This window comes from Metabacillus litoralis, from assembly GCF_020524045.1.
Classification (GTDB): Bacteria; Bacillota; Bacilli; order Bacillales; family Bacillaceae; genus Metabacillus; species Metabacillus litoralis_C.
This window is the reverse complement of the sequence record NZ_JAIVKL010000005.1, coordinates 270,985-297,494: the sequence shown is the minus strand read 5'-3', so window position 1 is coordinate 297,494 and position 26,510 is coordinate 270,985. Positions and strand designations below refer to the sequence as shown.

General features: G+C 32.2%; 26 protein-coding genes and 1 other annotated feature. Of the genes, 5 read left to right on the top strand and 21 right to left on the bottom strand.

Annotated elements, in window-relative coordinates:
• Positions 1-32 precede the first annotated feature (32 nt).
• The gene (locus LC076_RS09935) at positions 33-1,304 is read right to left on the bottom strand and encodes an MFS transporter (RefSeq protein ID WP_226668155.1); all 1,272 of its coding nucleotides are present in this window, start codon (positions 1,302-1,304) and stop codon (positions 33-35) included.
• A gap of 26 nt (positions 1,305-1,330) precedes the next feature.
• Positions 1,331-1,577 (bottom strand) — a binding site (T-box leader).
• A 293-nt stretch (positions 1,578-1,870) separates the two neighbouring features.
• Here LC076_RS09935 and LC076_RS09930 point away from each other — a divergent pair.
• On the top strand, positions 1,871-3,574 hold the full coding sequence (locus tag LC076_RS09930) for a DUF2207 domain-containing protein (RefSeq protein WP_226668153.1): 1,704 nt from the start codon (positions 1,871-1,873) through the stop codon (positions 3,572-3,574).
• A 238-nt stretch (positions 3,575-3,812) separates the two neighbouring features.
• On the opposite strand, the gene LC076_RS09925 is transcribed toward LC076_RS09930, so the two are convergent.
• The 9 genes from LC076_RS09925 to rocF form a co-directional block, all read right to left on the bottom strand.
• Positions 3,813-4,061, bottom strand: coding sequence for a hypothetical protein (locus tag LC076_RS09925; protein WP_226668150.1), 249 nt, complete (start codon positions 4,059-4,061; stop codon positions 3,813-3,815).
• Positions 4,062-4,109: 48 nt separating this feature from the next.
• A complete protein-coding gene (locus LC076_RS09920) occupies positions 4,110-4,442 on the bottom strand; it encodes a DUF3895 domain-containing protein (RefSeq protein WP_226668144.1) in 333 nt (110 codons plus the stop codon).
• Positions 4,443-4,647: 205 nt separating this feature from the next.
• The gene (locus tag LC076_RS09915; RefSeq protein ID WP_319005509.1) at positions 4,648-5,001 is read right to left on the bottom strand and encodes a multidrug efflux SMR transporter; all 354 of its coding nucleotides are present in this window, start codon (positions 4,999-5,001) and stop codon (positions 4,648-4,650) included.
• A gap of 16 nt (positions 5,002-5,017) precedes the next feature.
• Complete coding sequence (locus LC076_RS09910) at positions 5,018-5,332, bottom strand: DMT family transporter (RefSeq protein WP_226668139.1); 315 nt, start codon at positions 5,330-5,332, stop codon at positions 5,018-5,020.
• A gap of 436 nt (positions 5,333-5,768) precedes the next feature.
• Positions 5,769-5,957 (bottom strand): DUF4083 family protein, encoded by a 189-nt coding sequence (locus tag LC076_RS09905; protein ID WP_226668136.1) that lies wholly within the window; start codon positions 5,955-5,957, stop codon positions 5,769-5,771.
• Positions 5,958-6,094: 137 nt separating this feature from the next.
• Positions 6,095-6,310, bottom strand: coding sequence for a DUF3951 domain-containing protein (locus LC076_RS09900; RefSeq protein ID WP_226668132.1), 216 nt, complete (start codon positions 6,308-6,310; stop codon positions 6,095-6,097).
• A gap of 322 nt (positions 6,311-6,632) precedes the next feature.
• Complete coding sequence (locus LC076_RS09895) at positions 6,633-8,390, bottom strand: methyl-accepting chemotaxis protein (protein ID WP_226668129.1); 1,758 nt, start codon at positions 8,388-8,390, stop codon at positions 6,633-6,635.
• 228 nt (positions 8,391-8,618) lie between these two features.
• On the bottom strand, positions 8,619-9,812 hold the full coding sequence (locus LC076_RS09890) for an ornithine--oxo-acid transaminase (protein ID WP_226668126.1): 1,194 nt from the start codon (positions 9,810-9,812) through the stop codon (positions 8,619-8,621).
• Positions 9,813-10,368: 556 nt separating this feature from the next.
• Positions 10,369-11,274, bottom strand: coding sequence for an arginase (rocF, locus tag LC076_RS09885; protein WP_226668123.1), 906 nt, complete (start codon positions 11,272-11,274; stop codon positions 10,369-10,371).
• 651 nt (positions 11,275-11,925) lie between these two features.
• Here rocF and LC076_RS09880 point away from each other — a divergent pair.
• Complete coding sequence (locus tag LC076_RS09880; RefSeq protein WP_226668120.1) at positions 11,926-12,708, top strand: formate/nitrite transporter family protein; 783 nt, start codon at positions 11,926-11,928, stop codon at positions 12,706-12,708.
• Between the two features lie 664 nt (positions 12,709-13,372).
• Here the strand turns inward: LC076_RS09880 and LC076_RS09875 are convergent.
• A complete protein-coding gene (locus LC076_RS09875; RefSeq protein ID WP_226668117.1) occupies positions 13,373-13,987 on the bottom strand; it encodes an acetate uptake transporter in 615 nt (204 codons plus the stop codon).
• Positions 13,988-14,458: 471 nt separating this feature from the next.
• On the bottom strand, positions 14,459-16,174 hold the full coding sequence (locus LC076_RS09870; protein WP_226668114.1) for an ABC transporter ATP-binding protein: 1,716 nt from the start codon (positions 16,172-16,174) through the stop codon (positions 14,459-14,461).
• Positions 16,175-16,312: 138 nt separating this feature from the next.
• Between LC076_RS09870 and LC076_RS09865 the strand changes: the two genes are divergently transcribed.
• On the top strand, positions 16,313-17,359 hold the full coding sequence (locus LC076_RS09865; protein ID WP_226668111.1) for a lactonase family protein: 1,047 nt from the start codon (positions 16,313-16,315) through the stop codon (positions 17,357-17,359).
• Positions 17,360-17,416: 57 nt separating this feature from the next.
• Here the strand turns inward: LC076_RS09865 and LC076_RS09860 are convergent, their stop codons facing one another.
• The 7 genes from LC076_RS09860 to LC076_RS09830 form a co-directional block, all read right to left on the bottom strand.
• Entirely contained in the window at positions 17,417-18,388 is a 972-nt protein-coding gene (locus tag LC076_RS09860) for a Gfo/Idh/MocA family protein (RefSeq protein ID WP_226668109.1), read from the bottom strand.
• Between the two features lie 165 nt (positions 18,389-18,553).
• Entirely contained in the window at positions 18,554-18,667 is a 114-nt protein-coding gene (locus LC076_RS24485) for a TetR family transcriptional regulator (RefSeq protein WP_226668106.1), read from the bottom strand.
• Between the two features lie 190 nt (positions 18,668-18,857).
• Positions 18,858-19,484, bottom strand: coding sequence for an HAD-IA family hydrolase (locus LC076_RS09850; protein ID WP_226668103.1), 627 nt, complete (start codon positions 19,482-19,484; stop codon positions 18,858-18,860).
• Positions 19,485-19,712: 228 nt separating this feature from the next.
• On the bottom strand, positions 19,713-20,108 hold the full coding sequence (locus LC076_RS09845) for a VOC family protein (protein ID WP_226668100.1): 396 nt from the start codon (positions 20,106-20,108) through the stop codon (positions 19,713-19,715).
• A gap of 17 nt (positions 20,109-20,125) precedes the next feature.
• A complete protein-coding gene (locus LC076_RS09840) occupies positions 20,126-20,383 on the bottom strand; it encodes a DUF3949 domain-containing protein (protein ID WP_226668098.1) in 258 nt (85 codons plus the stop codon).
• Positions 20,384-20,413: 30 nt separating this feature from the next.
• Positions 20,414-20,800 (bottom strand): DUF2500 domain-containing protein, encoded by a 387-nt coding sequence (locus LC076_RS09835; protein WP_226668096.1) that lies wholly within the window; start codon positions 20,798-20,800, stop codon positions 20,414-20,416.
• 69 nt (positions 20,801-20,869) lie between these two features.
• Positions 20,870-22,672 carry an ABC transporter substrate-binding protein gene (locus LC076_RS09830; protein WP_226668089.1) on the bottom strand — a complete coding sequence of 601 codons (1,803 nt, stop codon included), beginning with the start codon at positions 22,670-22,672 and terminating at the stop codon, positions 20,870-20,872.
• A 100-nt stretch (positions 22,673-22,772) separates the two neighbouring features.
• Here LC076_RS09830 and LC076_RS09825 point away from each other — a divergent pair, with 100 nt between their 5' ends.
• Positions 22,773-24,026 (top strand): MDR family MFS transporter, encoded by a 1,254-nt coding sequence (locus LC076_RS09825; RefSeq protein ID WP_226668087.1) that lies wholly within the window; start codon positions 22,773-22,775, stop codon positions 24,024-24,026.
• Positions 24,027-24,257: 231 nt separating this feature from the next.
• On the opposite strand, the gene LC076_RS09820 is transcribed toward LC076_RS09825, so the two are convergent.
• Positions 24,258-24,785 carry a hypothetical protein gene (locus tag LC076_RS09820; protein WP_226668084.1) on the bottom strand — a complete coding sequence of 176 codons (528 nt, stop codon included), beginning with the start codon at positions 24,783-24,785 and terminating at the stop codon, positions 24,258-24,260.
• 331 nt (positions 24,786-25,116) lie between these two features.
• Between LC076_RS09820 and LC076_RS09815 the strand changes: the two genes are divergently transcribed.
• Positions 25,117-25,587 (top strand): YndM family protein, encoded by a 471-nt coding sequence (locus LC076_RS09815; RefSeq protein WP_226668083.1) that lies wholly within the window; start codon positions 25,117-25,119, stop codon positions 25,585-25,587.
• Between the two features lie 54 nt (positions 25,588-25,641).
• Here the strand turns inward: LC076_RS09815 and LC076_RS09810 are convergent, their stop codons facing one another.
• The gene (locus LC076_RS09810; protein ID WP_226668080.1) at positions 25,642-26,496 is read right to left on the bottom strand and encodes a hypothetical protein; all 855 of its coding nucleotides are present in this window, start codon (positions 26,494-26,496) and stop codon (positions 25,642-25,644) included.
• Positions 26,497-26,510 lie beyond the last annotated feature (14 nt).

The following is a 26,510-nucleotide window of genomic DNA, read 5'->3' as shown; positions in this document are numbered from 1 at the left end:
CTCCCTCATTATTTATCATGTCATTTACTATTCTATAACCCGTTTATTTTCCCTTCTGTTTTCACTCTAATTAAGTATTTCTTTTTTAAAGTGATTGCATTTAAAGCAAGTAAATACATGGAAATACCTAGAAGCATGAAAGCCCCTATGATTATGACAAGCTGAAGTGATATAAATTGAGTTGCCAACCCAAAAGAGAATGTCATTAAAATAATAAAAAATGCCTCAACTAATGAATAAATACTACTAACCCTCCCCATTATTTCAACAGGAATATTTTCTTGATAATAGGTGTGAATTCCTGTATTTGCAAAGGCTAGGAAAAAAGCTAAAACAAAGAAGCCCGTAGCTGCCATTAAAAAGGTCGTTGAAAAGGAATAGATTAAGTATCCAACTCCAACAACTACTACACCCATACTAATCATTAATTCAACTGATAATTTTTTAGAGAATACAGTTGTTATCAATGATCCAATTATAATACCAGCACCTGCAATACTAACCAAAAAACCATATTCCTTTTCAGATAGTCCTAGTACGGTTGTTGAAAATGCAGCCTCAAGTGAATCAATTGCTGTCATCATCACTACTAAGGCACTAAAAGTAAGATAAATTTTCATAACTAAAAAGTTTTTTTGGCTAAATGTTAAAACAACATGCAAATCTTCTTTCAACACTTTAAATAGCAGCTGATTGCTAGAATTTTTCTCTATTGTGCTATTCTCAAGGTTCGGTAGTAAAAAAGTAAGCAATCCTGATAAAAACAACGCAATCGAATTGATATAGATTGCTGTTACAGGGTTACCAAACAGAAATATTAAACCTGCTAAAGCTGGACCTATTAAAAATGCACCAGAACTAATTAAACTTCGTAAAGAGTTAAAGCTTTTCCTCTGTTCAGGCTCAATAAGCATAGTAATATATGACATTGAGGTTGGAATAAAAATAGAGTTAGTTATCCCTAAAATTAATACAATAAAATAAATAGCTGTTAGTGAATCAAGAAAAGGAATAATACATATCACTAAAGCTCTAATAAAATCGATTGCTATGAGTATCCTTCTCTTATTGAATCGATCTATTAAACTTCCAGACCATATATTAGTTAATAATGTTGCTGTTGGCTGCATAATATACAAACCTGCAACAGCAAATGCAGAACTCTTTGTTAAATCCAAAACAGTGAGATTTAATGCAAGTAAATATATCCATGAACCAGTATTTGAAATACCTATTGTAAGTAATATAATGACAGGGTATTTCCATGATTTCATTTTTTTAATAGAATAATTTTTTAACAACAAAAAATCTCCCCCTCAAGAAATGATCTCTTGAGGGCGAGAATTAGATCGCGGTGCCACCTCAGTTTTATTAATATGTCACCATATTAACCTTATCAGGTATTTTACCGTATACCTTAGCTCTATAACAGGAGCTCCTGTCACATTATCCCCACTGCAAAGTTCCAATGTAATGCTTAGAGACTTGTTTCAATGAATTAATTCTAACTCCTTTTCAGCTACCGGAGCTCTCTGATTAGATATTAATTTATCTACTCTTCTCATCATTGCATGTTTTTTTAAGGCTGTTTTCGCAAACTTTGTTGCTTTTAAATAACCGAAGCAATTAGCACTGTATTACATCTAGTGGCATCTTTTCTAAATAAATTAGTACCCTTATAGTGAAAAAACACTGTATTCACTCCGAATTTAAGTTACATAGCAACAAACGTTCAGGAAAGAGCCTTTTTTAACATATACTAACATGTGAATATCGACATGTAAATATATGGTTTTTATATTATAAATTCTCTTATTTATGAAACCTGTTTCTCTCTTATTCGTATAAATACTATGAAAGAGGTGAAAGAATGAGAAAAAAAATAATAAGCTCCCTGTTTTTTCTTTTGTTGTTATTATTTTTCCCCTATAAAAGTTATGCGGTTGAGTACAATATTAATAATGTCTCAATCAACGCATACCTACAAGAGAATGGAAATGTTCAAGTTTATGAAACTCATACATATGAATTTGAGGGAGAATTTAATGGTATCACCCGGCAATTAATTCCCAAAAAATCAGCAAATATAAGTCAATTTTCAGCGAATGAAAACAATAAATCTTTAAAAGTCAATAAAGAGGGAAGTGTTTATAAGATCTATCGAAAAGGAGCAGATGAAAAGATAACGATCACACTTCAATATATGATTGAAAATGGTGTTGAGATCTATCAAGATGCTGCTCAATTTTACTGGCCATTTTTTGATGATCGAAATGAAAGTAGCTATGAAAATCTCATTATAACCATACATCCACCTGCTCAAACTGATACTGAGGTTATTGCACTTGGTTATGATGAAGCCTTTCAAACAGAAAGTATACAGCAAGATGACAGTGTTATTTTTCATTTTGGATATGTACCGAGTGAGTCTAATGGAGACATTCGTGTTGCATATGATCCAAAATTATTCTCTAATGCACCGATTGTTTCAGAAATAAAAATAAAACAAGAAATATTAAATGAAAAACAAGCTTTACTTGATCAAGCGAAAGCAAAAGAAGAGACAAAAATCACTTTAAATACGATATCAATCATTGGTCTACCTATTTTTGCAACAGTTTTGTTTTTACTCATGTTTAACGGATGGTTTAAAGCACGTTCAACTTCTATTGAAATTAAGAGAGAGAGCATTACATTTTCGAACATTCCTAAATTAAGAATGAGTTTAATTGCAACGATCTATTACACAAATCAAAAACATTTACCACCACAAGCAATGGCAGCAGCATTATTAGATCTAGTCCGGAAAGGGTATGTAAAACAGACTTCAAATTCCTATTTCCAGCTTATTCATAGAAAAGGCGCTTTACCTCACGAGCAAATATTAATTCAATGGTTATTTGATAAAATTGGTTATAATCAACAGTTCAGTTTTGAAGACTTACGTTCATATACTAAGAATGAGAAAAATCATACTAAATATATTTCTTTTCAAACAAAATGGAAACAAGCAGTTAAAGACGAGATTTCTGAACAAAGCTTTTATCAAAATAAAACTGTTTTTCGTTTGCTAGTGGGCTTTTCTAGCTTATTATTGCTGCCTTTTTTATTTTTCTTTCCAATTTATGATTCTATCGGATCATTTTTTACAGCACTTTTGCTTTTTATTGTAACAATCACCTTTGCAATTGCCTATCACCCAAAAACTTTGGAAGGTGTAAAGTTATCATATGAATGGGAGAATTTCAAAGAAAAATACAAAACAACAAATCTTTCAGAATGGGAAAAATGGCCTGAAGAAGATCAAGTAATTGCTTATATTTATGGACTAGGAATTAATGATAAAAAAATTCGCAAGAAAAATGAAGATTTAGTCATGGCTTTTAAATCACACAAAAGCAATAGTAAGGATCATCACCATCATGATTCATCAGCCATTTTCTTTTTAGGACCACACGCATCATCTAGCTTTTATTCTGCAGATCAATCTGCTGGTAGTACTACTCATAATAGTTCAAGTACTAGTAGCGGTGGGGGAACTGGCGGTGGTGGTGGTGGATCAGGAGCATTTTAATGAAAAATCACCATGTTAGAAAAGTATCTATCCACAAGTCTCTGACTGATTAATAACTTTACTTTCAGGGCTTGCAACACTTATAAGCGAAGTTATCATGTTTGTAATGAATATCCCAACAAGATAACTAACTTAAAAAAGTGAGCGTTTGTCAAGGTCTGAAAAGTTCAGATTTTACTTTTCATGTTAAATAATAAGATAAAACGTAGGAATCATAAATATAAATGACTCCTACGCTTTATCTACTATATTCTTTAAATGCTTTTCTATCTTTATAAAAATCTAGACAACCTAGAAACTCATTAACTAGTATTTCCATTTCCTCAAGATCAATTCTATTCACAATAGGATCGTAAGGATCCCATTTGACCGTTCGAACAAAGTAATAATTTTTAATTGGTGAAAAAATTACTTTCGAGAATGGAAAGTCATCAAACATAAATTCAATTGTACCTCGTCTTTTATAGGAATGATTGATAATTCTCATGATTACTACCACACCTTTTTATTCTATTAGAACAGATCAGTAACAACTTCAAAACAGAGACAACTGCATATCTTCATCTTCTTGATCGTTATTGTTCTTTGCCTCTTCTTCCTTAGAGGACACAGGTTCTTGTATTAGTTTAGAAACAACATCATATTTACAATCATTTTGATCTCTCTCTAATGGTTTTAATACACTGTCCTTGACTAGTTTTTCCAAATAAATCACAACCTCAACGTATAGTTTAGGTCTTCCTGTTGAGAATTGCTTGTCTGAGAAACCATTATTTTCAATCAAAAAATTAGAAAGCTTCAAAGCGGAAATTTGATTCTGCTTTTCTATATAACTTGCGATATCCACGTATAACTTTTGCTTATTCATAATTGCCACCTTGTATAATTGTTTATTTTAACTTTCCTATCTGATAAGAACAGTGTTTTTAGGATTTAATAAAAAATAGAGAAAATACCACCATACTTTATTCAGTTATTTTTGCTTCAAATTACTAAAAGTAACAAAGTTACGAAAAAAGTTTATATTATACTTTATTATAACGTTTTTATTTGCTTAACAGTTGTGCGATTTTTTATTCACTCATCTTAATTTGTTGATCTTCAAGCGTTTGAGAAGATGTATTTAATAAATAAATTCCCAAAATCACAAGACATAAACCTAATAGCTTGATGAAAGTAAAACTCTCTTGAAAAAGCAACACACCTATTAACGCTGTTAATGCAGTGCCCAATCCAGACCATGTTGCATAAGCAGACGATAAAGGAATTGTTTTAAGAGAAAAGCTTAAAGATAAAAAAGCTAACAAAAAACCAACGACCACCCCAATAGAAGGAATGAAGTTTGTAAAACCATTTGAAAGCTTTAACATTGTTGATCCAAAAACCTCTGACAACACAGCTATCATTAAGTATAGTATTCCCTTCATCATTATTCCACCTTTCTTATTTACTCATATTCATTATGACTAAACCAACAACAAGTAACCCGATCCCTACATACCCTTGTTTGTTCAGTTTTTCTTTAAAAAGATAAACTCCAACACATACTGTAAAAATCGTTCCAATTCCACTCCATGTAGCATAAACAATTCCTAAAGGTAATGTTTTAAGTACGATAGACAATAGATAAAATGCTAATCCGTATCCAACTACAACAAATATAGAAGGAAATAATTTTTTGAATCCTTCCGAAAACTTTAACATTGTTGAACCAAATACTTCTAGTACAATCGAGATAAATAATAGTAAATAGGCCATGCTATTTTCCCTCCTCGAGTTTATCAAGTAGATAATGAATCAGCTGAAATGCCTCTTCTTTTTCATAAAAAATCCAAATGAAATATGCTTGAAAACCATAGCCCATCACAAACTAATCTTATTGTTAACACATCATCTTGTTTTATAAACTCAAGTTTTCATTGTTCATATTGCTTTCTCTATAAATTTAATTCTTCAATATTATTGGCTAATAATGATACCATGCTAAAATTCAATATAATATTGTTTACACCATCCTACCTACTATACCTTCTGAATGATTTTTTCAGTCTACATTTTTTAATTGTTAGCGTCAATTGTTTTTGTTGATTTATATACTGTTCTGTTTCTACCTTTTTATCTTAAACTTCATTAATATTAAGCTAAAATGCAGAAAAACCTCACTGAAGTACAAGCAAGGTTTTCGTCACATGATTTATTCTCTAGTAAGGTTATTGATTTTCTGCTCTATTCTATCAATTTTTTCTTCCATTCTGTTAATCTGACCATTTTTTTTCATTAATCCGCGAAACAGGATGATAAAAATGATAAGAAAGATTATTGGTATTGCGATCATAACCAACTGAAAAATTAGATCTCCTACGTTAAAACCACTATCACTCATCATTATGCCCCCTTTCATCTTGTCTATTATACGACTGGATTCTCATCAAATTGTCCCCAACCTAATGGAAACATTTTCTCAAGATCTTCTTCCTCTTTCCAATCAAAGTTAATTTCTATGAATCTTTTCATTTCAGCTTATTTTTTTCTATCTTTTCCTTCTCCTTGTTCAAATTCCTCAGCAAGCGTTTGTTGTTCTTCATGAAACTTAACAGGTGATTGACCCGTTATTTCGTCAAATGGGGTGTAATGAACTGTTGGGGTTTTCTTGTTAATTAATTTTCTATATAAAACAAAGATAATGATAAACACTATTAAAACAGTAAAACCGATACTAACAACACTTGTAAGCACTTTTAACTACTCCTCTCTATTACCTTTGATTAGTAGTTCAATTAATAAAATCATAATAACATGATAAATAAGAGATTATTGTCGAATCATAGGTTATTTTAATTTCAGTGAACGTTATAAATAAAAGCAACAACGTAGAAAGCAAACATTTCTCAACAAACTAAGACGCATGAAAATTACATGCGTCTTAATAAAAGGCTATTATCTTTAAATCACTTGACCAGCAATTAACGCATATAAAGGCATCTTTGAAGTGATTTATGCGAATATATAAAACTCAAATTTCACACTTCTATAAGGAAAGGATTCATCTCAAAACGTTCTATATCTTAAATTTTCGAACCAGATCTATTAATTCGTTGGCTTTAACATGCATTGTTCCTGCAGAGCCGTTTATTTCTTCTATTAATGCTAATTGTTCCTCTGTTGCTGCTGATACTTCTCCTGTAGATTCACTTGTACGTTCAGTAATTTCATTTACACTTTCAATGGACTCTACTAAGTTTTCTGTTCCTGTTTGGATTCGATCAATTGAGTTTGTCACTTCATCCATCTGAGTTACAACTTGTTTTACAGTCCCTGCAATTTCTTTAAATGAAACTCCAGCATTGTTAACAATTTCAGTACCCGCTTTCACTGCACGTTCACCTTGTTGCATAGATTCTACAGCTTTTATCGTATAATTTTGTATTTCAGTAATTAGTTCATTAATCTGATGAGTAGATAAACTTGATTGTTCAGCTAGCTTTCTTACTTCATCTGCTACAACAGCAAAACCTTTTCCATGCTCACCAGCTCTTGCTGCTTCTATTGCTGCATTTAATGCTAACAAATTTGTTTGAGTTGCTATATCATTGATAAGTGAAACGATCCTTTCTATTTCAGACGATTTTTTATTCAATAATTGAATAGCTCTTCCTGTCTCCTCTGTATTCGTTGTGATAATGGTCATTTGATCGACTACTTTCTTCAAATTCACCTCACCTTTACTTGCTTGTGTATAAGCTATTTGTGATGCATTTGAAGCTGTTTCTACTTGCTGTGATATAGCCTCTACATCTTTTGAAATATGTTGAGATATGTTAGCAGAGTGAACCACTTTACTTGCTTGTTCTTCCGCACCATAAGCTACTTCTTGTTGTGCTTTTGCGATTTGCTCTGAAGCAAATTTTGTTTCCAATGCATTCAACTTCAATTGTTCAGATGAAGTTGTCACATGCTCTGTTGTTTGAACAACATGCTGAATCAATTGTTTAAAACTAACGACCATCTTATTATAGCTTTCTGCTAGTAACTTTACTTCATCATTACTTTTCACATGAACATGGTCAACCGTTAATACTCCATCTGCTACAAGACTCATTTCATTAGCAATTTTTTTAATTGGTGCTATAGCTCGATCCAACACAAGCCATACAATGATCGATCCAATTAAAAGTGATAAACCTAACGTAATTAATAAAGTGTGGAGAATTGGATTAGCCACTTTATTAAAGTCAATCATATATGTTCCAGCTGAGATTACCCATCCCCAATTAGGATCTTCTTCTGCATACGTCACTTTAGGTTCTATTTTGTCCGGATCATTCGGTAAAGGCCATTCATAATAAGCAAAACCACTCCCTGATTTTGCTGCTCCTAAAATTTCATTCCCCACATTCACACCATTTGGATCTTCCATTTCAGTTAAATCCTTACCTTCAGAACTTGGATGAGCAATCAACACACCCTCATTATTCATAACGAAGAAATACCCATTTTCTCCCATGTTAATCGTCTTATCTATCGGTCTCTTTCCATCGGCTTGTTTTTCTCCCGTTAACAATGCTTTTACCCTTTCCTGTCCTTCTTCTAGAGTAATCACACCATCTTCCACTTCTTTGTTAACGCTTTCAATTAACTTTATTGCCATTTTTACATTGTTTTGTAAATTAGTTGCACCTAATTCATCTAAATTTTTCTTACTAGATGAATATCCCATTATGCCTATTGTCAGAGAAGGTATGGCTAGTAACAACATGCATAAAATAGTTAACTTCATTTTAAGCGATGTTTGTCCTCTTATATTTGATTTCTTCATTTTACAGACCCCCTATTTTGTCTTCACAAATGTAGAAAATTCGTTTTACTATATCCCCTAATAAAAACGCTTACTTAATGACATTATAATATATAATTCGTCAAGATATTACATTTATTTTCAAAATGGTTCAACTTAAGGATTCAATAGAGTTGAACTTCTTACAGTTATACAAAAAAAAATGAAATCATTTAAGATTTCATTTTTAAAATTATTCATTTTATAGAATTATGCTAATACGTTCTTAATGCGTTCAATTGCCCAATCTAGTTCTTCTTCTGTTATAACAAGCGGTGGTGCAAAGCGAATAACTGTATCATGTGTTTCTTTACATAATAAACCCTGCTCTTTTAGTTTTTCACAATAGCTCCTTGCTGGCTCCGTTAATTCTACTCCAATAAATAAACCTCTCCCACGAATTTCCTTTATCAGTGGATTGTCTATTTCTTTTAAGCGTTTAACAAAATAGTTCCCTAATTTTAAAGACTGTTCAACAAGTTTTTCTTCTTCCAAAACATCCAAAGCAGCAATTGAAACAGCACAAGCTAATGGATTTCCTCCAAATGTTGATCCATGTGAACCAGGATTGAATACTCCTAAAACATCACGGTTTGCCACAACACAAGAAATTGGGAATACTCCACCGCCTAATGCTTTTCCTAAGATATACATATCAGGAACAACGTCTTCCCAATCACATGCAAACATCTTACCCGAACGTCCAAGTCCAGCTTGGATTTCATCTGCCACAAATAGCACATTGCTTTCTTTACATACGTTGAATGCTTCTTTAAGAAAACCATCTTCAGGAATATTAATACCAGCTTCACCTTGAATTGGTTCAAAAATAAAGCCTGCTGTTTCTGGTGTAATAGCTGCTTTTAGCGCCTCTACATCACCATAAGGAATGAGTTTAATTCCTGGTAACATTGGCCCAAATCCTCTACGATATTCCTCCTCAGAAGATAATGAAACAGCAGACATTGTACGACCATGAAAATTCCCTTCACATGCAATAATTTCTGCTTTGTTATTTTCAATACCTTTTACTTCATATCCCCAACGTCTAATTGCTTTAATCGCTGTTTCTACAGCTTCCGCACCTGTGTTCATTGGTAAAGCCATTTCTTTTTTCGTCATTCGTGAAATTCTTTCATACCAAGGACCTAACTGATCATTATGAAAAGCACGAGATGTTAATGTTACACGATCAGCTTGATCTTTTAACGCTTTAATTATTTTTGGATGTCTATGACCTTGGTTTACTGCAGAATAGGCACTTAACATATCTAAATATTTATTACCCTCAGGATCTTCTACCCAAATTCCATCAGCTTGTGAGATAACGATTGGTAAGGGATTATAATTATTCGCACCAAATTGTTCTGTTTGATTAATAACTTTTTCTGATACATTTTTCATATACATTCCTCCTATTTTAATTTAATTAGTTTCACAAAATATAATTAGCAGGTTTCAGGAAAACTTTAGGAATGAAAGCGCCTTATTTAGATTCGATTTGGTTTAATACTTAAATAACTCCTGAGTGGCTTATAACATACATCAAGACGCTAGTTAATGAACCTATTCCTATCCCATTTATTCCTAGTTTAGTAGATTACAATAAATCATGAATACTTGAAGTAATAATTAACCAAGATGGATGACGATTATCTAACTACTATAGAAAAAATTCATTATCTATTAATGATGTATATCCAATTTATACTCCTAGTAAACAAATTATTTGTGCATTCTAGGTTGAAAAGGATATAACAACGCTGAACAAATCATTCGAAATAATATTCTAAAAAAAGGAGTTATTAAATGCACATTTTATTCTATTATTGTAAGAACATAATCATAATAACTCCCAAGCTGCAAAAACAAATATATTAGTAGGTAAATTCAACTTAAAATAAACTTTTTATAAGTCTTTCCTCACCATCTTTTATGAAGGTAGGATCTGCTACTTACCTTACAGTAATTTTTCTCCGAATAAAGATCCCATTAATGCTACAGCAACAGTTGCTGTACTATTTCCATGGTCTAAAATGGGATTAACTTCAACAAATTCTGCTGATGTAATTATTTTAGATTCCTCAAGAATTTCCATTGCTAAATGACTTTCTCGATAGCTAATTCCACCTAATACAGGTGTTCCCACTCCAGGTGCATCACTTGGATCTAATCCATCTAAATCTAGGGATAAATGAACTCCATCTGTTTTGTCTTTTAAATAATCAATTGCTTCTTCCATCACCCTAGTCATCCCAAGGCGATCAATTTCGTGCATTGTATAAACCTTTATACCTTTTTCACGAATAAGTATTCTTTCTCCTTCATCAAGGGAACGTGCTCCAATAATCACTATATTCTCTGGTTTTACTTTAGGCATATAGCCTGCAATGTTGGTTAAAGTTGGATGCCCAATACCTAAACTAACTGCCAAAGGCATACCATGTATATTTCCTGTTGGAGATGTTTCAGCCGTATTCAAATCTCCATGTGCGTCATACCATATCACGCCTAAATTATTGTAATGCTTTGAAACACCAGCTAACGTTCCAATGGCGATACTATGATCACCACCAAACACAAGTGGAAAAGATCCTTCCTCTATCACTTCATCAACAGCCGAAGCTAGCTTTTCACTCGCATTTGATACAGCACTCAAAAATTTAAGATTTCCATCTGAAGCTTGTTCATCTTTACCAGGTCTACCAATCTCAATATCACCTTTATCATGAATCTCGTACTCTAGCTCTTCCAATCGTTCAACAACACCTGCATAACGAATGGCACTTGGCCCCATATCTACACCACGTCTAGATTGCCCTAAATCCATTGGTACTCCAATAATCGATATATGTTTATTTTTCACGTTAATCTCCCCCTTAAATCAATTGTATCTTATGCTTTGATAATGACTCAACTCGACATTCTTATGTATATTTATTCGTATATATACAAAAATAATTATACTGAAAAACTTATTTTAACAACAAAATCAAGTTAAAACTATTTTTTTATGTCAATAATAGATATTTCAGTAAAATAAATGAAAAACAATTTTAACCTATTTCCAACCTAATTTTATAGAGATTTTTTTCTTTCTTTAGCTGGTGTGTTTATTAACAACTAATAACTTTCCGAAAAACTACATAAGTTCCTGTTTCACTCTTATTAGGTCTCTCTTTGACATTTTTTATTAAGGCTCTTTTCTGAAAGATTGTTGCTATGTAACCAAAATTTATAGTGAAAACAGTGTTTTTCACTATAAGGGTACTATTTTATGAAGAAAAGATGCCACTAGACTTAATACAGTGCTGATTGCTTAAGGTATTTAAAAGCAACAAAGTTTGCGAAAACAGCCTTTATTAATTAGGTTAGGAATTCAAAAAACCGCTTATATCTTCAATGTGTAAAAACATGATAGAAGTTTAGATGAACTAGTGATAAACCTCACGTTTAGAATTTCTTTTTTAAAGTAAGATATAGGTATTAGAAAAGAATCAATGGAGTGTGAATTACATTGGAACAAGAAGCATTATTACTTGTTGAGGAATTAGCAAATAAAAAAAAGAAAATTTACGAAAATAGTCCATTAAGATATATACTACGATCAATTCTGGCTAGTATGTTTATCGGATTTGGAGTAATCGTCGCATTTAAAGCAGGAAATTTCTTTTATATCGAGCATTCTCCATTCGCTTACCCAATTGCAGCTTTAACCTTTGGTGCTGCTATTATTTTAATAGCATATGGTGGGGGAGATTTATTTACTGGAAATACTTTTTATTATTCTTACACAGCTTTCCGGAAAAAGATGAAATGGCCAATCGCAATAAAACTTTGGATAACAAGTTATATTGGAAACATAATTGGAGCTTGCTTTTTTGCCTTTTTCATATATTCAACTGGTTTGTTTTCTGATGCATCAACTACTAGTTTTTTATTAAGTGTAGCAGATAAAAAAGTGCATCTACCAACATCCGAATTATTTTTTAGAGGTATACTTTGTAACTGGCTCGTTTGTCTTGCTTTCTTTATACCTATGAGATTAAAAGGCGATGGGGCGAAGCTATTTACAATGATGCTATTTGTTTTTTGCTTTTTCATTTCAGGTTATGAACACAGTATTGCCAATATGTGTACGTTTGCTATTGCATTTGTGTCAAATCCTCCTGACAGCTTTACATTACAAGGTGTTATTCATAACCTTATCCCAGTTACACTTGGTAATTTAATCGGTGGTGCAGTTTTAATGGGCTGGATGTATCACTTTGTTAACAAACCTTTTATAAAAGACAAATAATTTCATTTATTTTCTAACCAAAATATTTGTAGTTGTCCGATATGTCTTTTAAAGATATAACTGTATAGGAAAGAGGCTGGGAAATAAGTATTAAAGCTAATGAAAAACCCGAATTATTAGGTGATATATCAATTAATCATTCGCCTAATAGTTCGGGTTTTTATTTGTTGTCTACAATAGATTTTTTGATTTTAGAAACCACTTTTAAGAACTAGTGGAAAGGAGCGGAAGACACTCGACTCCTACGGGAATTGAGGAAAGGCTGAGACCCCGCAGGCGCTTGCGTCGAGGAGGCTCAGCTTCCTCCCCATGGAAAGCAAGTGTCTGCAGCGCAATGAAACGAACTTGTTTCTTTCAGCTTAACTGAATTTCGATTTATTTATTCGTCTTTTTGTATGACATCTTTAATTATGTCCCAGCCTCTTTCCTATGTTGCTAATGGAGTGATATTCTTTCAATTTGTTTCAGTATGATCCCACGAAATAAAATACAGTTATTTAAGGCTCTTTTTTGAAAGATTGTGGCTAATTGCCCTAATATTGCAGTTTAAACATTGTTCTTATTACATAATAAGTACTAGTCTATTAAGAAAAGATGCCACCATGCTTGATAAAGTGCTGTTTACTTGGAGTTGTTAAAAGCAACAAAGTTTACGAAAACAGCCTTATTTAAAAACACCAAATGGCTTCCCAACTGGTAAAATCACTTTTCCAAACTGATTATTTAAAACAACTGCCGCAGATCCATAGAAAGATAATAATGCGATAATAAGCTCTGCAATAGCCGCTATCATATGAGTTGTTTCAGGCATTACTCCAAGTGTACTTAAAGATAAGCCAATAAATAAGAAATCTATAAATACAAAAATAAAGAATAATACCTTATGTGTTGCCATCGCTCCAACAGTCATAAAAACACTGAAAATTAAATAGCCGATAAATGCAACACCTAGCTGTTTAGAATCGGCATTAGCAGCTAGCTCTTCACCAAAAGCACCTAATTGAATCAACCATGTCATTCCAACACCAAACCAAAACAAACCAAATGCACCAAATGCAGTTGTTCCAAAGGTATTGTTATGTTTAGAATCCAAGATACTTGCAAATAGTTGAGCTAGTCCACCTAAGAAAAATGCCCATGGTAATATTAATGAAGTACCTTCTGTTAAACCTAATTTCTGTGAAGATGCCACAAGAGTAACCATCGCTAGCCCAAATAGACCCAAAGCTGATGGATCTGCTGTTACAATTTTCACTTGTTGTGTATTCTGATTACTCATAATTTCCTCCTAATAAAAAACATACTTACATAAGATACATAAGTTAGAATCGACTGTCAATCTCTTTTGCAGAAGTCTAATAATTGCAAAAAAGCCCTTAAAACAAAGGTTTCTTGGTACTATTGACTTGTAATCGCAATCATTTAAATTAGTTTTATAAAAAGGAGAATTCTATATCTGCGGATTTTCAAAAAATGTGAGGCACTAAAAAGTTGCTAGAGTATTTTCCATGCTATTATTCTTCTGTTTTTCATTATTATTCATACTTCCAACTCATTTTTTTCTGTTATTTGCTGTTTTTGACTATATATTTGCTGATTCGTTACATTTATTTGCTGTTGTGTTTGATTTATTTGCGGTTTTCACCATTTTATTTGCTATTTTCATGATTATATTAGTTTTTCGACAAAATCCGCCCTACTCACCCCAAAATTTTCACGAGAAAAAAGATGGAGCAGCTAAAGCCCCATCTTATCTTTGAAACTGTACTCGATGTAAATTAGCGAAAATACCGTCTTGCTTAATAAGTTCTTCATGATTTCCTTGTTCAGCAATGCCATCCTCTGTGACAACAACAATTTTATCGGCATTTCTAATCGTTGCTAATCGATGGGCAATAACAAGAGTGGTGCGATCTTTAGCAAGGTCTGTTAAAGCTCTTTGGATAATCATTTCTGTTTCTGTATCCAAAGCAGATGTTGCTTCATCCAAAATTAGTATAGGTGGATTTTTTAGGAACATCCTTGCAATAGCTATTCTTTGCTTTTGACCACCCGACAGCTTTAATCCTCTTTCACCAATTTGCGTATCATAACCGAATGGAAGTGATTCGATAAAGCTTTCTAAATGTGCTTTTTTCGCAGCTTCCTCAATTTCTTCCTGTGTGCTATCAAGTTTTCCATAAGCAATATTTTCTCTAAGTGTACCGGTAAATAAGAACACATCTTGTTGGACAATACCAATGTGTGATCTTAGTGATTGTTTGGCCATGTCTCGAATATCTATACCATCAATTTTAATTGATCCTTCATCAACATCATAAAAACGTGGTATCAGAGAACAAATGGTTGTTTTACCTGCACCCGATGGTCCAACAAAGGCTATGGTTTCACCTGAAGATATCGCCAAATCTATTCCGTTAAGAACTTGTTTATGCTCATCATAACCAAATGAAACATTTGAAAACGTAATATTTCCTTGAAGTGTATTGACTTCAACCGCATCCTTCACATCAAGAACATCTGGATCTACATCTAATAGCTCTGTAAAACGTTTAAAGCCAGCCATACCTTTAGGATACAGCTCCATTAAAGCACTGATTTTATCTATAGGTTTGAATAAGACGTTGATATATAAAACAAAACCTACTAGCTCTCCATAAGAAAGCTGTCCCGTGTAGCTTAACCATGCACCAAATACAAGCACAGCTAATGTGACAAACCTTGTCATCATATAAATACCAGATAAACTAAATGACATGACCTTATATCCACCTAGTTTAGCTTTCCGGAATTTTAAATTATTTACTGAGAAGCGATTGTTTTCAAACTCTTCATTTGTAAAAGATTGAACAACACGTACTCCTGAGACACTATCCTCTACTCTAGCATTCACATCTGCAATTTCAGTAAACATCTTCTTCCAAGCACGATTCATTTTTAAGTTACTTACGATCATAAGTAAAGCTAGAAATGGTAAGACAATTAGTGCCACTAAAGCAAGCTTTGCATTCACTGTGAACATAATCCAGAAAGCACCGATAAATGTCATAATAGAAATAAACAAATCTTCTGGTCCATGATGTGCAAGCTCACCAATATCCATCAAATCATTTGTTATTCGACTCATAATATTCCCTGTTTTTGTGTTGTCGAAAAATTTAAAGGATTGCTTTTGAACATGCTGAAATAGCTGTTTCCTCATATCGGTTTCAATATTAATTCCTAACTTATGTCCCCAATAATTAACAACAAATTGTAAAAATGTACTTATAAGATACAGCACTAACAGTCCAATACTCACCGACACAATTGCTGACCAATTTTCACTTGGAAGCAAAGAATCTATAAACCATTGAACAGCAAGTGGAAAAGCTAATTCCAAGATTGCCACTATAATTGCACTGCTAAAATCAAAGATAAAAAGCTTTTTATGTGGTATATAATACGAATAAAAACGTTTTAACATCTTCTTGTTCTCCTTTTTCAATTTTCATAAATACTATTATATTAGTAAATGATAGTAAATTGATAGCTTAAATTGTTGTTGACTCTTGCAAACAAACGATATAATGGAAAATAGCACATGATGAAAGGAGTATTTATCTTGCCAAAATTAATCGGTTATATTGGTACATACACAAAAGGAGATAGTCAGGGTGTCTATAGCTTTACATTAGATACAGATTCAGCAAAACTTGGAGATATTAAAGCTGTAGCTGAATTAGACAATCCTACATACGTAAATCTTAGTAAAGATAACAAATCTCTTTATGCCGTTGTCAAAGAAGGTGATAAAGGTGGTGTTGCTGCTTATCAAATTAACCAGCAAACAGGTGATTTAACAGCAACAAATCGAGAACTTCTAGACGGTTCTTCACCTTGTCATGTTAGTGTTGATTCTAAGAATAATCAAGTTGTAACGGCTAACTATCATTTAGGAACAATAGTTTCTCATAAAATAAATGAGGATAACACCATATCACCAGCATTATCAGTTATGCAACATGAAGGTACAGGACCTCACGAAAGACAAGAAAAACCACATGCTCACTATTCTGGATTCACTCCTGATGAAAAATATGTAGTTGCTGTTGACTTAGGAATTGATAAAATTGTGACATATAAGATCTCTGAAGGAAAATTAGAGGAGATACATAGCCTACTTGTTAAAGCTGGTAGTGGACCAAGACATATTACTTTCCACCCGAACGGAAAGTACGCTTATGTGATGACAGAATTAAGTAATGAAGTAATAACATTAAGCTACAATTCAGAAACTGGAATACTTACTGAGCTTCAGTATATTCCTGCAATTCCAGCTGACTTTACAGAAAATAGTCAGGGAAGTGCTATTCATATTTCCTCTGACGGACGCTTTGTCTATGCAGGAAATCGCGGACATGACAGTATCGCAATATACCGTGTAAATGAAGAAACCGGAGAATTATCATTTGTTGAATACACATCAACAGAAGGAAATTGGCCACGTGATTTTGCATTAGACCCAACAGAAAAATTCTTGATCGCTTCAAATCAAGAAAGCAGTAATCTTGTTTTATTCTCAAGAGATACACTAACAGGAAAACTGACTTTATTGCAGTCAGATGTAACAGTACCTGACCCTGTTTGTGTGAAGTTTTTAAATGTATAAATAGAAAATAAAAACGGATGATATCTGTATACTCATCCGTTTTTATTACTTTAAATATTAACTTATTTTAACTGGCAACCCTGTTTCAGCGGACTTTAATGCTGCAACTGTTATTTCTTGAGTTTTATATGCATCTTCATAATTTGATAAAATTTTTGATGAATCTCCAGTTTTAACCGCATGAAGAAATGCTTGATTTTCTTTTAAATAAGGGTCGGTAGAATCAACAATTGATGATTTTTTCCCTTCTTTCGATATGTCCAAAGAATGAAATCCCAACTGAAAGATTCCTTTATTAGTATAAAAATCTAACCCAACACTAGAATCTCCTTCAGGAAGTATACATGTGTTTGAAAGATTTGCTATTTCTCCATTTCTAAATTTAAGTGTCACTGTTCCAATATCTGAAACTGTTACATTATCATATTGAGTTGATAACGATCTACTTCCATAAGCTGCATAGACTTCTTCTACTTCTCCAACAGTATAGCGAAGCAAATCAACCAAATGTGTTGTTTGTTCAATAAATTGACCTCCTGATGTTTGTTGATTTCTCCACCAGGAAACCGTAGGCATAGATCCCATCCATTCACCAGTCACCATACCAAGTGTACTTTGATCAAGTTCATTTCTTAACGATTCAACAGATTCACGATAGCGAAAATGATAACCAACTGATGTAATCACTTTCTGAGCTTTTAGCTTTGTTATGACTTCATAAGGGATATCAAGATCAACACTTAGTGGTTTTTCCACTAAAAAAGGAATTCCTCTTTTTATTAACTCTAGCTCTATTTCACCATGTGCAAAGGGTGGAATACATATGTAGACTGCATTGAGATCTTCACTATCTAACATCTCTTTTACATCTCCATATCCAGTTGCATCGGGATAGTTACTAGCATATTTCTCTGCTTTATCTTTACTTGTGCCGCAAATCCCCTTAATTTGAATGTCTTCCATCTGGTTAAGAATATTTGCGTGAACTCCACTAAACCAACCTGTACCGATAATTCCTATTTTTAGCATCTGTTCGTCTCCTTTCTATTCCTCTTTTTTATCTTATTTATGTAAACACTTACAATCTTACTATAAGTTTTCTCATTACAGACTACAAAAAATATTGTTTGATTTACACTGCTTTTTTTCTCGAAGTATTATTTTCTCACATACCACGCTTTAATTTCTACACACTTACATAGATTCAAAAACTTTACTAACAAGCTGATCAAACAAATCCTCTTTACTGACAAAGTTTTTGTAAATATTACCAATTAATATATTAGCTGATTCAGCTATTTTTCTCATTGATGCTTTTTGATAGCCATGAGAAAGAAATTCTTTTTTAGCTTCCCTAATAATACTTCTTTTACTTCTTGTTTTAGGACTTGAACCATTGAATCTTCTCCTAAAGTTAATAGTAAATCTATTTTTATATGAGTCATAAATCTCCCATAAGATTTACTTTTCTACTTATAACTTAAAAAATACTTACTCTTTAAACGATCTCTAAAATATCACTTGGTTTTTTTACCATATAATCAGGATCTGCAGATTTAACGACATCTATCCCATCGTACCCCCATTCTACCCAAATCACTTTAACATTACTTTTCTTGCAAGCGATAATATCTCTGTGTTCATCACCAATATATATCATTTCTGAAGGCTCCAATTTTTTTCTCTTTAGAAATTGATTTATTGTTTTATCTTTACCAAAAATTCTCTTTGCACTAATAACATCTGTAATTAAAGTATCCGCATGGTTTCTTTTTAAAACATACTTGATATTTTCTTCTGAATTCGAAGAAATGATTGCTATCTTATATCCTTTTTTATGTAAATTTTCTAATAAATTTTTAATACCAGGAAATAAAGTAATTTCCACAACTGAATTTTTATATTGCTTAATAAGTTCAGGCATAACAATTGGTATTTTATATAAAGGAAAATTCAAAAGGATACTGCGCTCTCTCATATTTAATTTTTTAATTGTTTCTAATTGATCTAGCTCTATTTTTTTATAACGATATTTATCCGCCAGATAATTCCAGGCATACATAAAAACTTTAGTTGTATCTGCTATTGTTCCATCAAAATCAAATACTACATATTTAGTTGTCATTACTAACCTCTCCTATGAATATAATTTTCTCTTTACGTTCAGCAAAGTTAAGTATTAAGGAACAATAAAACCTTGTAGTTTCAACATCTATAAATCACATAATTGGATAATATATACAGATTATTTAAAATCTATCCAAAAGTAAACAGTTGTTTATCTTAAGGGTGAACTAAAAGGATAACTCTTAGTGAAAGCTTTCTCCACTGAGTTATCCTTAAGTCTAAAGTATTATTTTTTTAGTGCTTTCTGCTCTACATTAAATTCAATTAAATTAAAATCAGGATCATTACAAAAAATCTGTGCAAAACCACTTTTACTATTTGGCTTTTCACTAACTTCAAGATTTCTTTCTTTTAAATAAGCTAATGTTTGATCATAATCTTTTACACGAATTGCAAAATGTCCATCTCTTGAATTCAATTCATTACTTTTACGTAATGTCGTGGAATCTTCGTGTTGGATCAAGTGAAGCTGTTGATTTCCGACTTGATACCATGCTCCGGGAAAGTCAAAGTTTGGACGATCTAGTTCTTGAAAACCTAATATATTACCATAAAAATATTTTGATTTCTGCACATCAGTTACAGATAAGCTTACATGATGGATATTTTCTATATGTAACATAAACACATCTCCTTTGGTTATGAATGTTTTATTCGATAGATAATAGCAGCAAGAATATTAGCAAGTAAAAATAATGGATTTCCTTGCGCATTTTCATGCAGCATTGATTCTCCTGGATTCATTTTTTCATACATTTCTCCTTGAGTTGTTCCTTTTGTCTTGTTTTTTGCTTCCGTTTCTTTTAAAGAAACAAGGTAACGGTATTGCATTGGCAAAATAACAAGTGAAATAAGTAAATAAACGGCAATAATAATTAATATAAAACTTAAGATCATTTCTTATTACACCTCAACTACGATTTATTGTTAGCTTTTGCTTTCTTCATGTATTTTACGATCAAATCCTCCGTACCTTGTTCCCTGGAAAGTCAAAATTCCAACATCGCCTTCTGCAAGTTGACCATATTCCTTACCAGAAACTATAAATTCACTACGATCACCACTTGAAAATTCAAAGGTTACATAGTAAGAAGTATGTGAGTGATGATTTTGACCACCTGATCTTACTGAAGTACGTTTCGTTTTTAATTCTGCTGGCACAGATATTCTTGGTGACTGCTCATTTTTACTGTATGTACTAATTCCTTTTACTATATTAATAATGAAAAAACTGATAACGACAACAAAAATAATTCCAATAAATATTGGGACGATTTGAAACATCAAATCTCCCATAAAAAAGGGCTCTCCCACAACCAATTCCTCCAAATTCTTTATCTATATGTTTTTATACGATTAAAGTGGATGTAAAGTTCCATTAAGTTAAGGAATATAAATGGAGTAATTCGCATCTTCTTGTTTTTCACTATCCATCTTTCGCTTCACCCAAAGATGGCGAAAATCTGGCATTCCATATCCTGAAACTGTAATTCCATTTAAAGCTTTATGGTAGTTTTGTTCTTCTAAAGTATGATAAGTTTGGATAATGATGGCTAAATCCTTTAACCACTTCTCAACTAAGTAAAAGTGTTCAATCCTAGTTTTTAAGTCTCTTTCTACCATTATTTTTTTTAACTTACCATCAATTTTTAAACAACTTTCTTTATTTAGTACACTTCGAAGTATACTGTTTTCACTTGAATATAGCATATACAAACTCAATACTTCATTCTCTTCAAACGTTTCTCCAGTATAGATAATGTCATAACAATCAAAACGATTATTTTCATAAATATCTGTAGACTTTATCGTTGTAATCTCTATATTTAATCCTATTGAATCACATCGTCTTTTTAACCAACTCATATCCTCTATAGCTTCTTTAAATTCAAATGTAGCCAACTTCAAGAGCTCTCCCTTGTACTTACTCGCTTGAAGTATTTGTTTTGCTTTCGTTATTGAAGTTTCTAAACAATGATGGTTATTACTTTTTTCATAAATAAAACTATAAGCAGGCATTTTTCTAGGAAAGCCTAAATCCTCAACAAGCTGTTGTGAATCTATAAGTTGCTGAAATGCTAATCGAATAAATTGTTCTTGATGTGGTCCATCCTTCTGCATATTAAATACAAAGAAAAAACTACCAAGCTCCTGAAACGTTTTTAAATCATGTTCTTCAATATTAACAAGTTCATTTCGATGGATTTCATTATTTAACATTTCTGGCATATGCCAAATTTCAATTGTATCTAGAAAGGCTCTTCCTTGAAAATAGTATGGAAACACATCCAGTACTAAAAGATGTTCATCATTTTTTTCGACCTTATAAGGTCCTGTGCCAATAGGTTTCATCCTATCTATTTCACAATCATATGGAAGGATTGATGCAAAAAAGCTACTCATTATATCTAAAAACATATAATTAACTTCATCTAGAACAAACTTTATCGTAATTTCGTCAATAATTACTATGTTCTTTATGCAGCTAAATAAAGAATGATAGGGAATTTCTTTGTTATTTAAATTCCGTTGTATAGTATATTGAACATCTTTAGCAACTAACAATCGACCATGATGAAATAAGACGCCTTTACGCAAATAAAATGTCCATTCTGTTCCACCCTTTCCCTCATCCCAAGCAAGTGCAATGCCCGAAGAATAGGATTTACTGCTTTTATCATATCGAACTAGTGTATCAAAAATATGATATGCAATATGTGCTTCGTGAACGATTCCAATAAATGCAGGATCAAGTGTGTGAATTTTCGTTTGCTGAGGTATTTTCAGTGTGTCTTTTCTACCACTTGAGCGTGTTATAGATTGCAGTCCGAATTCACTCTGAATTCCATTAAGCAGAGTTTCTTTTGTCGATTGAGAAAACTTGGTTTCCATTATATATGTATATGCCTCTTCAAAACTCTTTTCTTTTAACAGACGTTTTATATTTAACGTAGCTGCATCATTTAAAGGTAAGTGAAAGATAAGTGTGGATTTCCTTCCTCTTCCTTTTTGTGGGATCCAATTCAAAAAGCCTTTCTCACTCATTTTATTAATTAAATGGTTTGTGTTCCTCATCGTGCACGAAAGATAATCAGAAATACAAGCAGTAGTGGTTTCAATTATTTCTTCTTCTTCAACATTCATAAACGCCAACCGCAAATTAATGTAATGCTCAATAACGTTCATTGCTGCCTCCTAAAATACGAAATTTCCATAATCTGATTTACGGTTTTTCTTCTCGTTTTATTTATTATAATGTAAGTATCAGAAAGAAGGTATAAGACAAATGAAATTTCGTGATTTACATCAAACTATAAAAATTAGAATTATAACAGATTTTTTTACTGATATTACTCAAATGTCAATTCTGCCTTTTATGGCAATTTACTTTAGTAGTCATGTGGGAGCAGGGGTTGCAGGAATATTGTTAATGATGAATATAATCATTTCAATCATTGTAGGGCTGTACTCTGGTTATTTATCAGATCGTATTGGCCGTAAGAAAATGCTGGTCATTGCACAAATTATCCAGGTGATTGCTTTAACTGTAATGTCTATCGTAAACTCACCCTTGATTACATCAGTATGGATGACATACTTGATGTTTATTTTTAGCAATGTTAGCTCAAGTTTAATAGGTCCTGCAGCAAGTGCAATGATTATTGATGTTAGTTCTGAAAAAGAACGACCTTATATTTATGGACTTGGGTATTGGACTGGAAACATTGCGATTGCACTTGGAGCAACACTTGGAGGATTACTTTTTGAAGAGTATAAGTTTCTATTATTTTTGATGTTTTTAATTGTAAGTATTGCCACATTGATCATCATTGTATTTTTTATAAAAGAATCATTAATAGAGGTTGATACTAATCATAATGAGCAGCCAATAAAACTTGGAATATATAAAAACTATCTAAATGTATTAAACGACCGAGGCTTTATGTTATTTGTGCTTGCAACAGTATGCATTATGTCATTAGAATTCCAGCTTGATAAATATATCGCAGTAAGATTAAAAGATCAGTTCTCTACTACTTTTTTATCATTCGAAATAACTGGGATTAAAATGTTCAGTATCATTATGTTAATTAATACTGTTACAATTGTTGTTGCAACACTACAGATCTCCAAATGGCTAGGAAGATTTAATGCAAAAGCTGTCTTAACAATAGGACTTGCTATTTATTCAGTAAGCTTTACAACATTCGCTTATAGCAATTCATTTCTTTTATTGATTATTGCCGCACTACTATTTACGTTAGGTGAATTAATGTATTCTCCAATTAGGCAAACGATATTAGCAGGAATCGTTAATGATAAATCACGCGCCTCCTACATGGCGATCGATAATCTTTCCTATAATGTTGCTATGTTAATTGGAAGTGTTGGTTTGACTTTAGGGGCATGGCTTCCTTCAAGTGTGATGAGCATTCTTTATTTTGGGTTAGGAATAAGCGGTCTCATTTGTTATCGAAAAGCTATAAAAGTAAAAGATCAACAAAAACCATCTGATAAACAAGTTCTTCAAGTTAATTAATTTCATATTTTTAATAATTCCAAAAGTTGGGACATAATTGAAAAAATCATCCTTAAAGACGATAAATTTCTAGTAATCTGTTAAGCTGAAAAATAGTTTCGTTCCATTGTGCTGATAACACTCGATTCCCCTGGGAGGAAGATGAGCCTGCATAGGCCTTAAAATCTTCCTCTAGTTCACCTAGGATTCGAGTGTCTGTCATTAAAATACAGTTAAGAAAAACTTTAATTCTTAAAAACTTACTTCCTTATTTTTTATAAAATTGATAATTTGTTGAACATTTTCTGCATTTTTTCCATAGTCAACTAATGTTGTAGGTACACGTGGTCTACTATGAATTGATATTTTCGTACTACTTGGATTTATCTCATTTAACGCAATTTCTACAACGTCTCCCCATGTTCTCCAGTTGATACCAGTCTTGAAAATTAACAAACCCTTTTCTTGATTTTCATAAGTAATTTTCGCACTGTTTAAAACTGAAACAGTTTGCTTACATAACTGAAATGCTTCACTAACAGAAAGCTGTAACTCATATGTATTTTTTTGATGGACCCCATTATCCATATCTTCCCCAATTGACTTTTTAGAGTGACGATCTATGATTGTCAGAATTAAAGCCATCAATAATCCGAAAACTAATCCCATCATAATATATAAAGCCATGCTTGGTTCATCTTTCAATAACAAAGCTTGTAAATACATAAAAAATCCGAATGGAATAGAAGTGAAGACGAAAATTTTAAAGAATGTTTTCATGTTGTTTGTACTCCTTTATTTAGTGATAACCTAGTAATATTTTACCATATCGCCCATTAATTTATCTTCTTTTTTTTACTGTATAGTTTTTTAATAAGTAACAAATTCAAACGACAATTCTAGATTCTGTGAGGAGATCGAGTAAAGAAATACCTTCAAGCGCACTTTAATTATTAAGCTTAAGCATTTGATACCGTTGTAAGAAAAATTTTTGATATAGCTACCATTAAATAAGTAAAATTCGCTTTTTCTTAGTTATTTCATAAATTTTAATCAAAAATTGTATGACTTTACCTTTTTTGATGAAAACTAACATGAGGAGGTTATTAACTTGAAGCATTCCACCCTATTATTAATTAAATTTATTACTTGTGTCATAGCATTTGGTCTTGGACTTGATTTGTTTTTTGAAGCAACGATTGTTGACATCCTTTCATTTAGTTTGTTTGTTACAGTGACATCGTACATTGTTGGAGAGTTAATTATTTTACCTCAACTAGGAAAACGTGCTGCTGCTGTTGTTGATTTTTTATTAACTTATTTAAGTGTATGGGTATTCGGAAGTATTTTATTTGAAAGCTATTTGCAAATAGCTTGGGGCAGTATTATTTCGGCACTACTTATAACTGCTGCAGAAATTTTCATTCATTTATTAGTAGAGGAAAGAGGTCCAGCAGCTAAATATTTTGAAAATAGAGGATCTATTGTGAAGCCTACCTTGGTTTACGGTACAGAATTTGCTGAAGATGAAAATGTGTCCGATCTAGCCAAAAAGGTTCAGAAAAAGTTGGAAGATGAATAATTTAACATCAAAAAAAGGAATCCACCAGAAAAAGAAGGGATTCCTTTTTTGCACCTATTTCACTTCTACTACAAATGGATATGCTGTCACCCTTCCATTTACTTGAAACTCTGCCCATAATTTATAAATACCAGCATGTGAAAATTCAGTTTGAAATACTGGTTCGTTTACATTTGGTGGATGCACATGTAAATATTCCTCTGCTTTTTCATCCAATATGACCACATGTCCCATCGCACCTAAATACGGCTCTAGTTCTGCACCGTGAACATCAAACGTTAATGTAACTGGTTCACCGACTACTAAATCGGTTGTTGTAAGTGTTACTTTGTTCTCATTGATTATCTTTTCTAATTTTTTATCAATTTCTAATGAAGCATGGTTATGTTCATTTGTTGAAGGTTTTCCTACTTTAAATGGTACAGGTTTCACTTCATAAGATAAACTCTTTGAATTTATATCTACAAACGCTTTATAATTTCCCTCTTTGAGTGGGCTTTTTACTGTAAACTGACCAGATGTTATTTCTTCTGGATGTAAATGATAATATTGATCAAGATGTTCATCAACCACAATTAAATGCAATAACTTTTCGTGATTAATTTCTAAATCATCTACAGAATGTCCTGCTAAGTCCTCTAACGTAATGATGATGTCTTTATTAGATTCCTGTACATCAACATTTATTTCATTATCTGAACTTACTTCACTTTCATGTTTATGAAGTTCATTTGATTTCTCACTTTTTAACTCACCATGTGTGTCATGATCTTCTGTTTTACTGTCTGCTGCTTTATGTTCTTCACTATGCGCTTGTTTACCTTCTAAGTTAGCAAATGAATCGTAGGCAATATAGGCAAGTACAACAATCGTTAAGTAGGCAAGAGCTGAAATTATCCATTTTTTCATCATATTGATATCCC

Coding starts and splice junctions, on each gene's coding strand:
- LC076_RS09930 (WP_226668153.1), top strand. CDS start 1,871: ATGAGAAAAAAAATAATAAGCTCCCTGTTTTTTCTTTTGTTGTTATTA.
- LC076_RS09925 (WP_226668150.1), bottom strand. CDS start 4,061: ATGAGAATTATCAATCATTCCTATAAAAGACGAGGTACAATTGAATTT.
- LC076_RS09920 (WP_226668144.1), bottom strand. CDS start 4,442: ATGAATAAGCAAAAGTTATACGTGGATATCGCAAGTTATATAGAAAAG.
- LC076_RS09915 (WP_319005509.1), bottom strand. CDS start 5,001: ATGAAGGGAATACTATACTTAATGATAGCTGTGTTGTCAGAGGTTTTT.
- LC076_RS09910 (WP_226668139.1), bottom strand. CDS start 5,332: ATGGCCTATTTACTATTATTTATCTCGATTGTACTAGAAGTATTTGGT.
- LC076_RS09905 (WP_226668136.1), bottom strand. CDS start 5,957: ATGAGTGATAGTGGTTTTAACGTAGGAGATCTAATTTTTCAGTTGGTT.
- LC076_RS09895 (WP_226668129.1), bottom strand. CDS start 8,390: ATGAAGAAATCAAATATAAGAGGACAAACATCGCTTAAAATGAAGTTA.
- LC076_RS09890 (WP_226668126.1), bottom strand. CDS start 9,812: ATGAAAAATGTATCAGAAAAAGTTATTAATCAAACAGAACAATTTGGT.
- LC076_RS09875 (WP_226668117.1), bottom strand. CDS start 13,987: ATGAGTAATCAGAATACACAACAAGTGAAAATTGTAACAGCAGATCCA.
- LC076_RS09870 (WP_226668114.1), bottom strand. CDS start 16,174: ATGTTAAAACGTTTTTATTCGTATTATATACCACATAAAAAGCTTTTT.
- LC076_RS09860 (WP_226668109.1), bottom strand. CDS start 18,388: ATGCTAAAAATAGGAATTATCGGTACAGGTTGGTTTAGTGGAGTTCAC.
- LC076_RS24485 (WP_226668106.1), bottom strand. CDS start 18,667: ATGAGAAAAATAGCTGAATCAGCTAATATATTAATTGGTAATATTTAC.
- LC076_RS09850 (WP_226668103.1), bottom strand. CDS start 19,484: ATGACAACTAAATATGTAGTATTTGATTTTGATGGAACAATAGCAGAT.
- LC076_RS09845 (WP_226668100.1), bottom strand. CDS start 20,108: ATGTTACATATAGAAAATATCCATCATGTAAGCTTATCTGTAACTGAT.
- LC076_RS09840 (WP_226668098.1), bottom strand. CDS start 20,383: ATGATCTTAAGTTTTATATTAATTATTATTGCCGTTTATTTACTTATT.
- LC076_RS09830 (WP_226668089.1), bottom strand. CDS start 22,672: ATGAACGTTATTGAGCATTACATTAATTTGCGGTTGGCGTTTATGAAT.
- LC076_RS09825 (WP_226668087.1), top strand. CDS start 22,773: ATGAAATTTCGTGATTTACATCAAACTATAAAAATTAGAATTATAACA.
- LC076_RS09820 (WP_226668084.1), bottom strand. CDS start 24,785: ATGAAAACATTCTTTAAAATTTTCGTCTTCACTTCTATTCCATTCGGA.
- LC076_RS09810 (WP_226668080.1), bottom strand. CDS start 26,496: ATGAAAAAATGGATAATTTCAGCTCTTGCCTACTTAACGATTGTTGTA.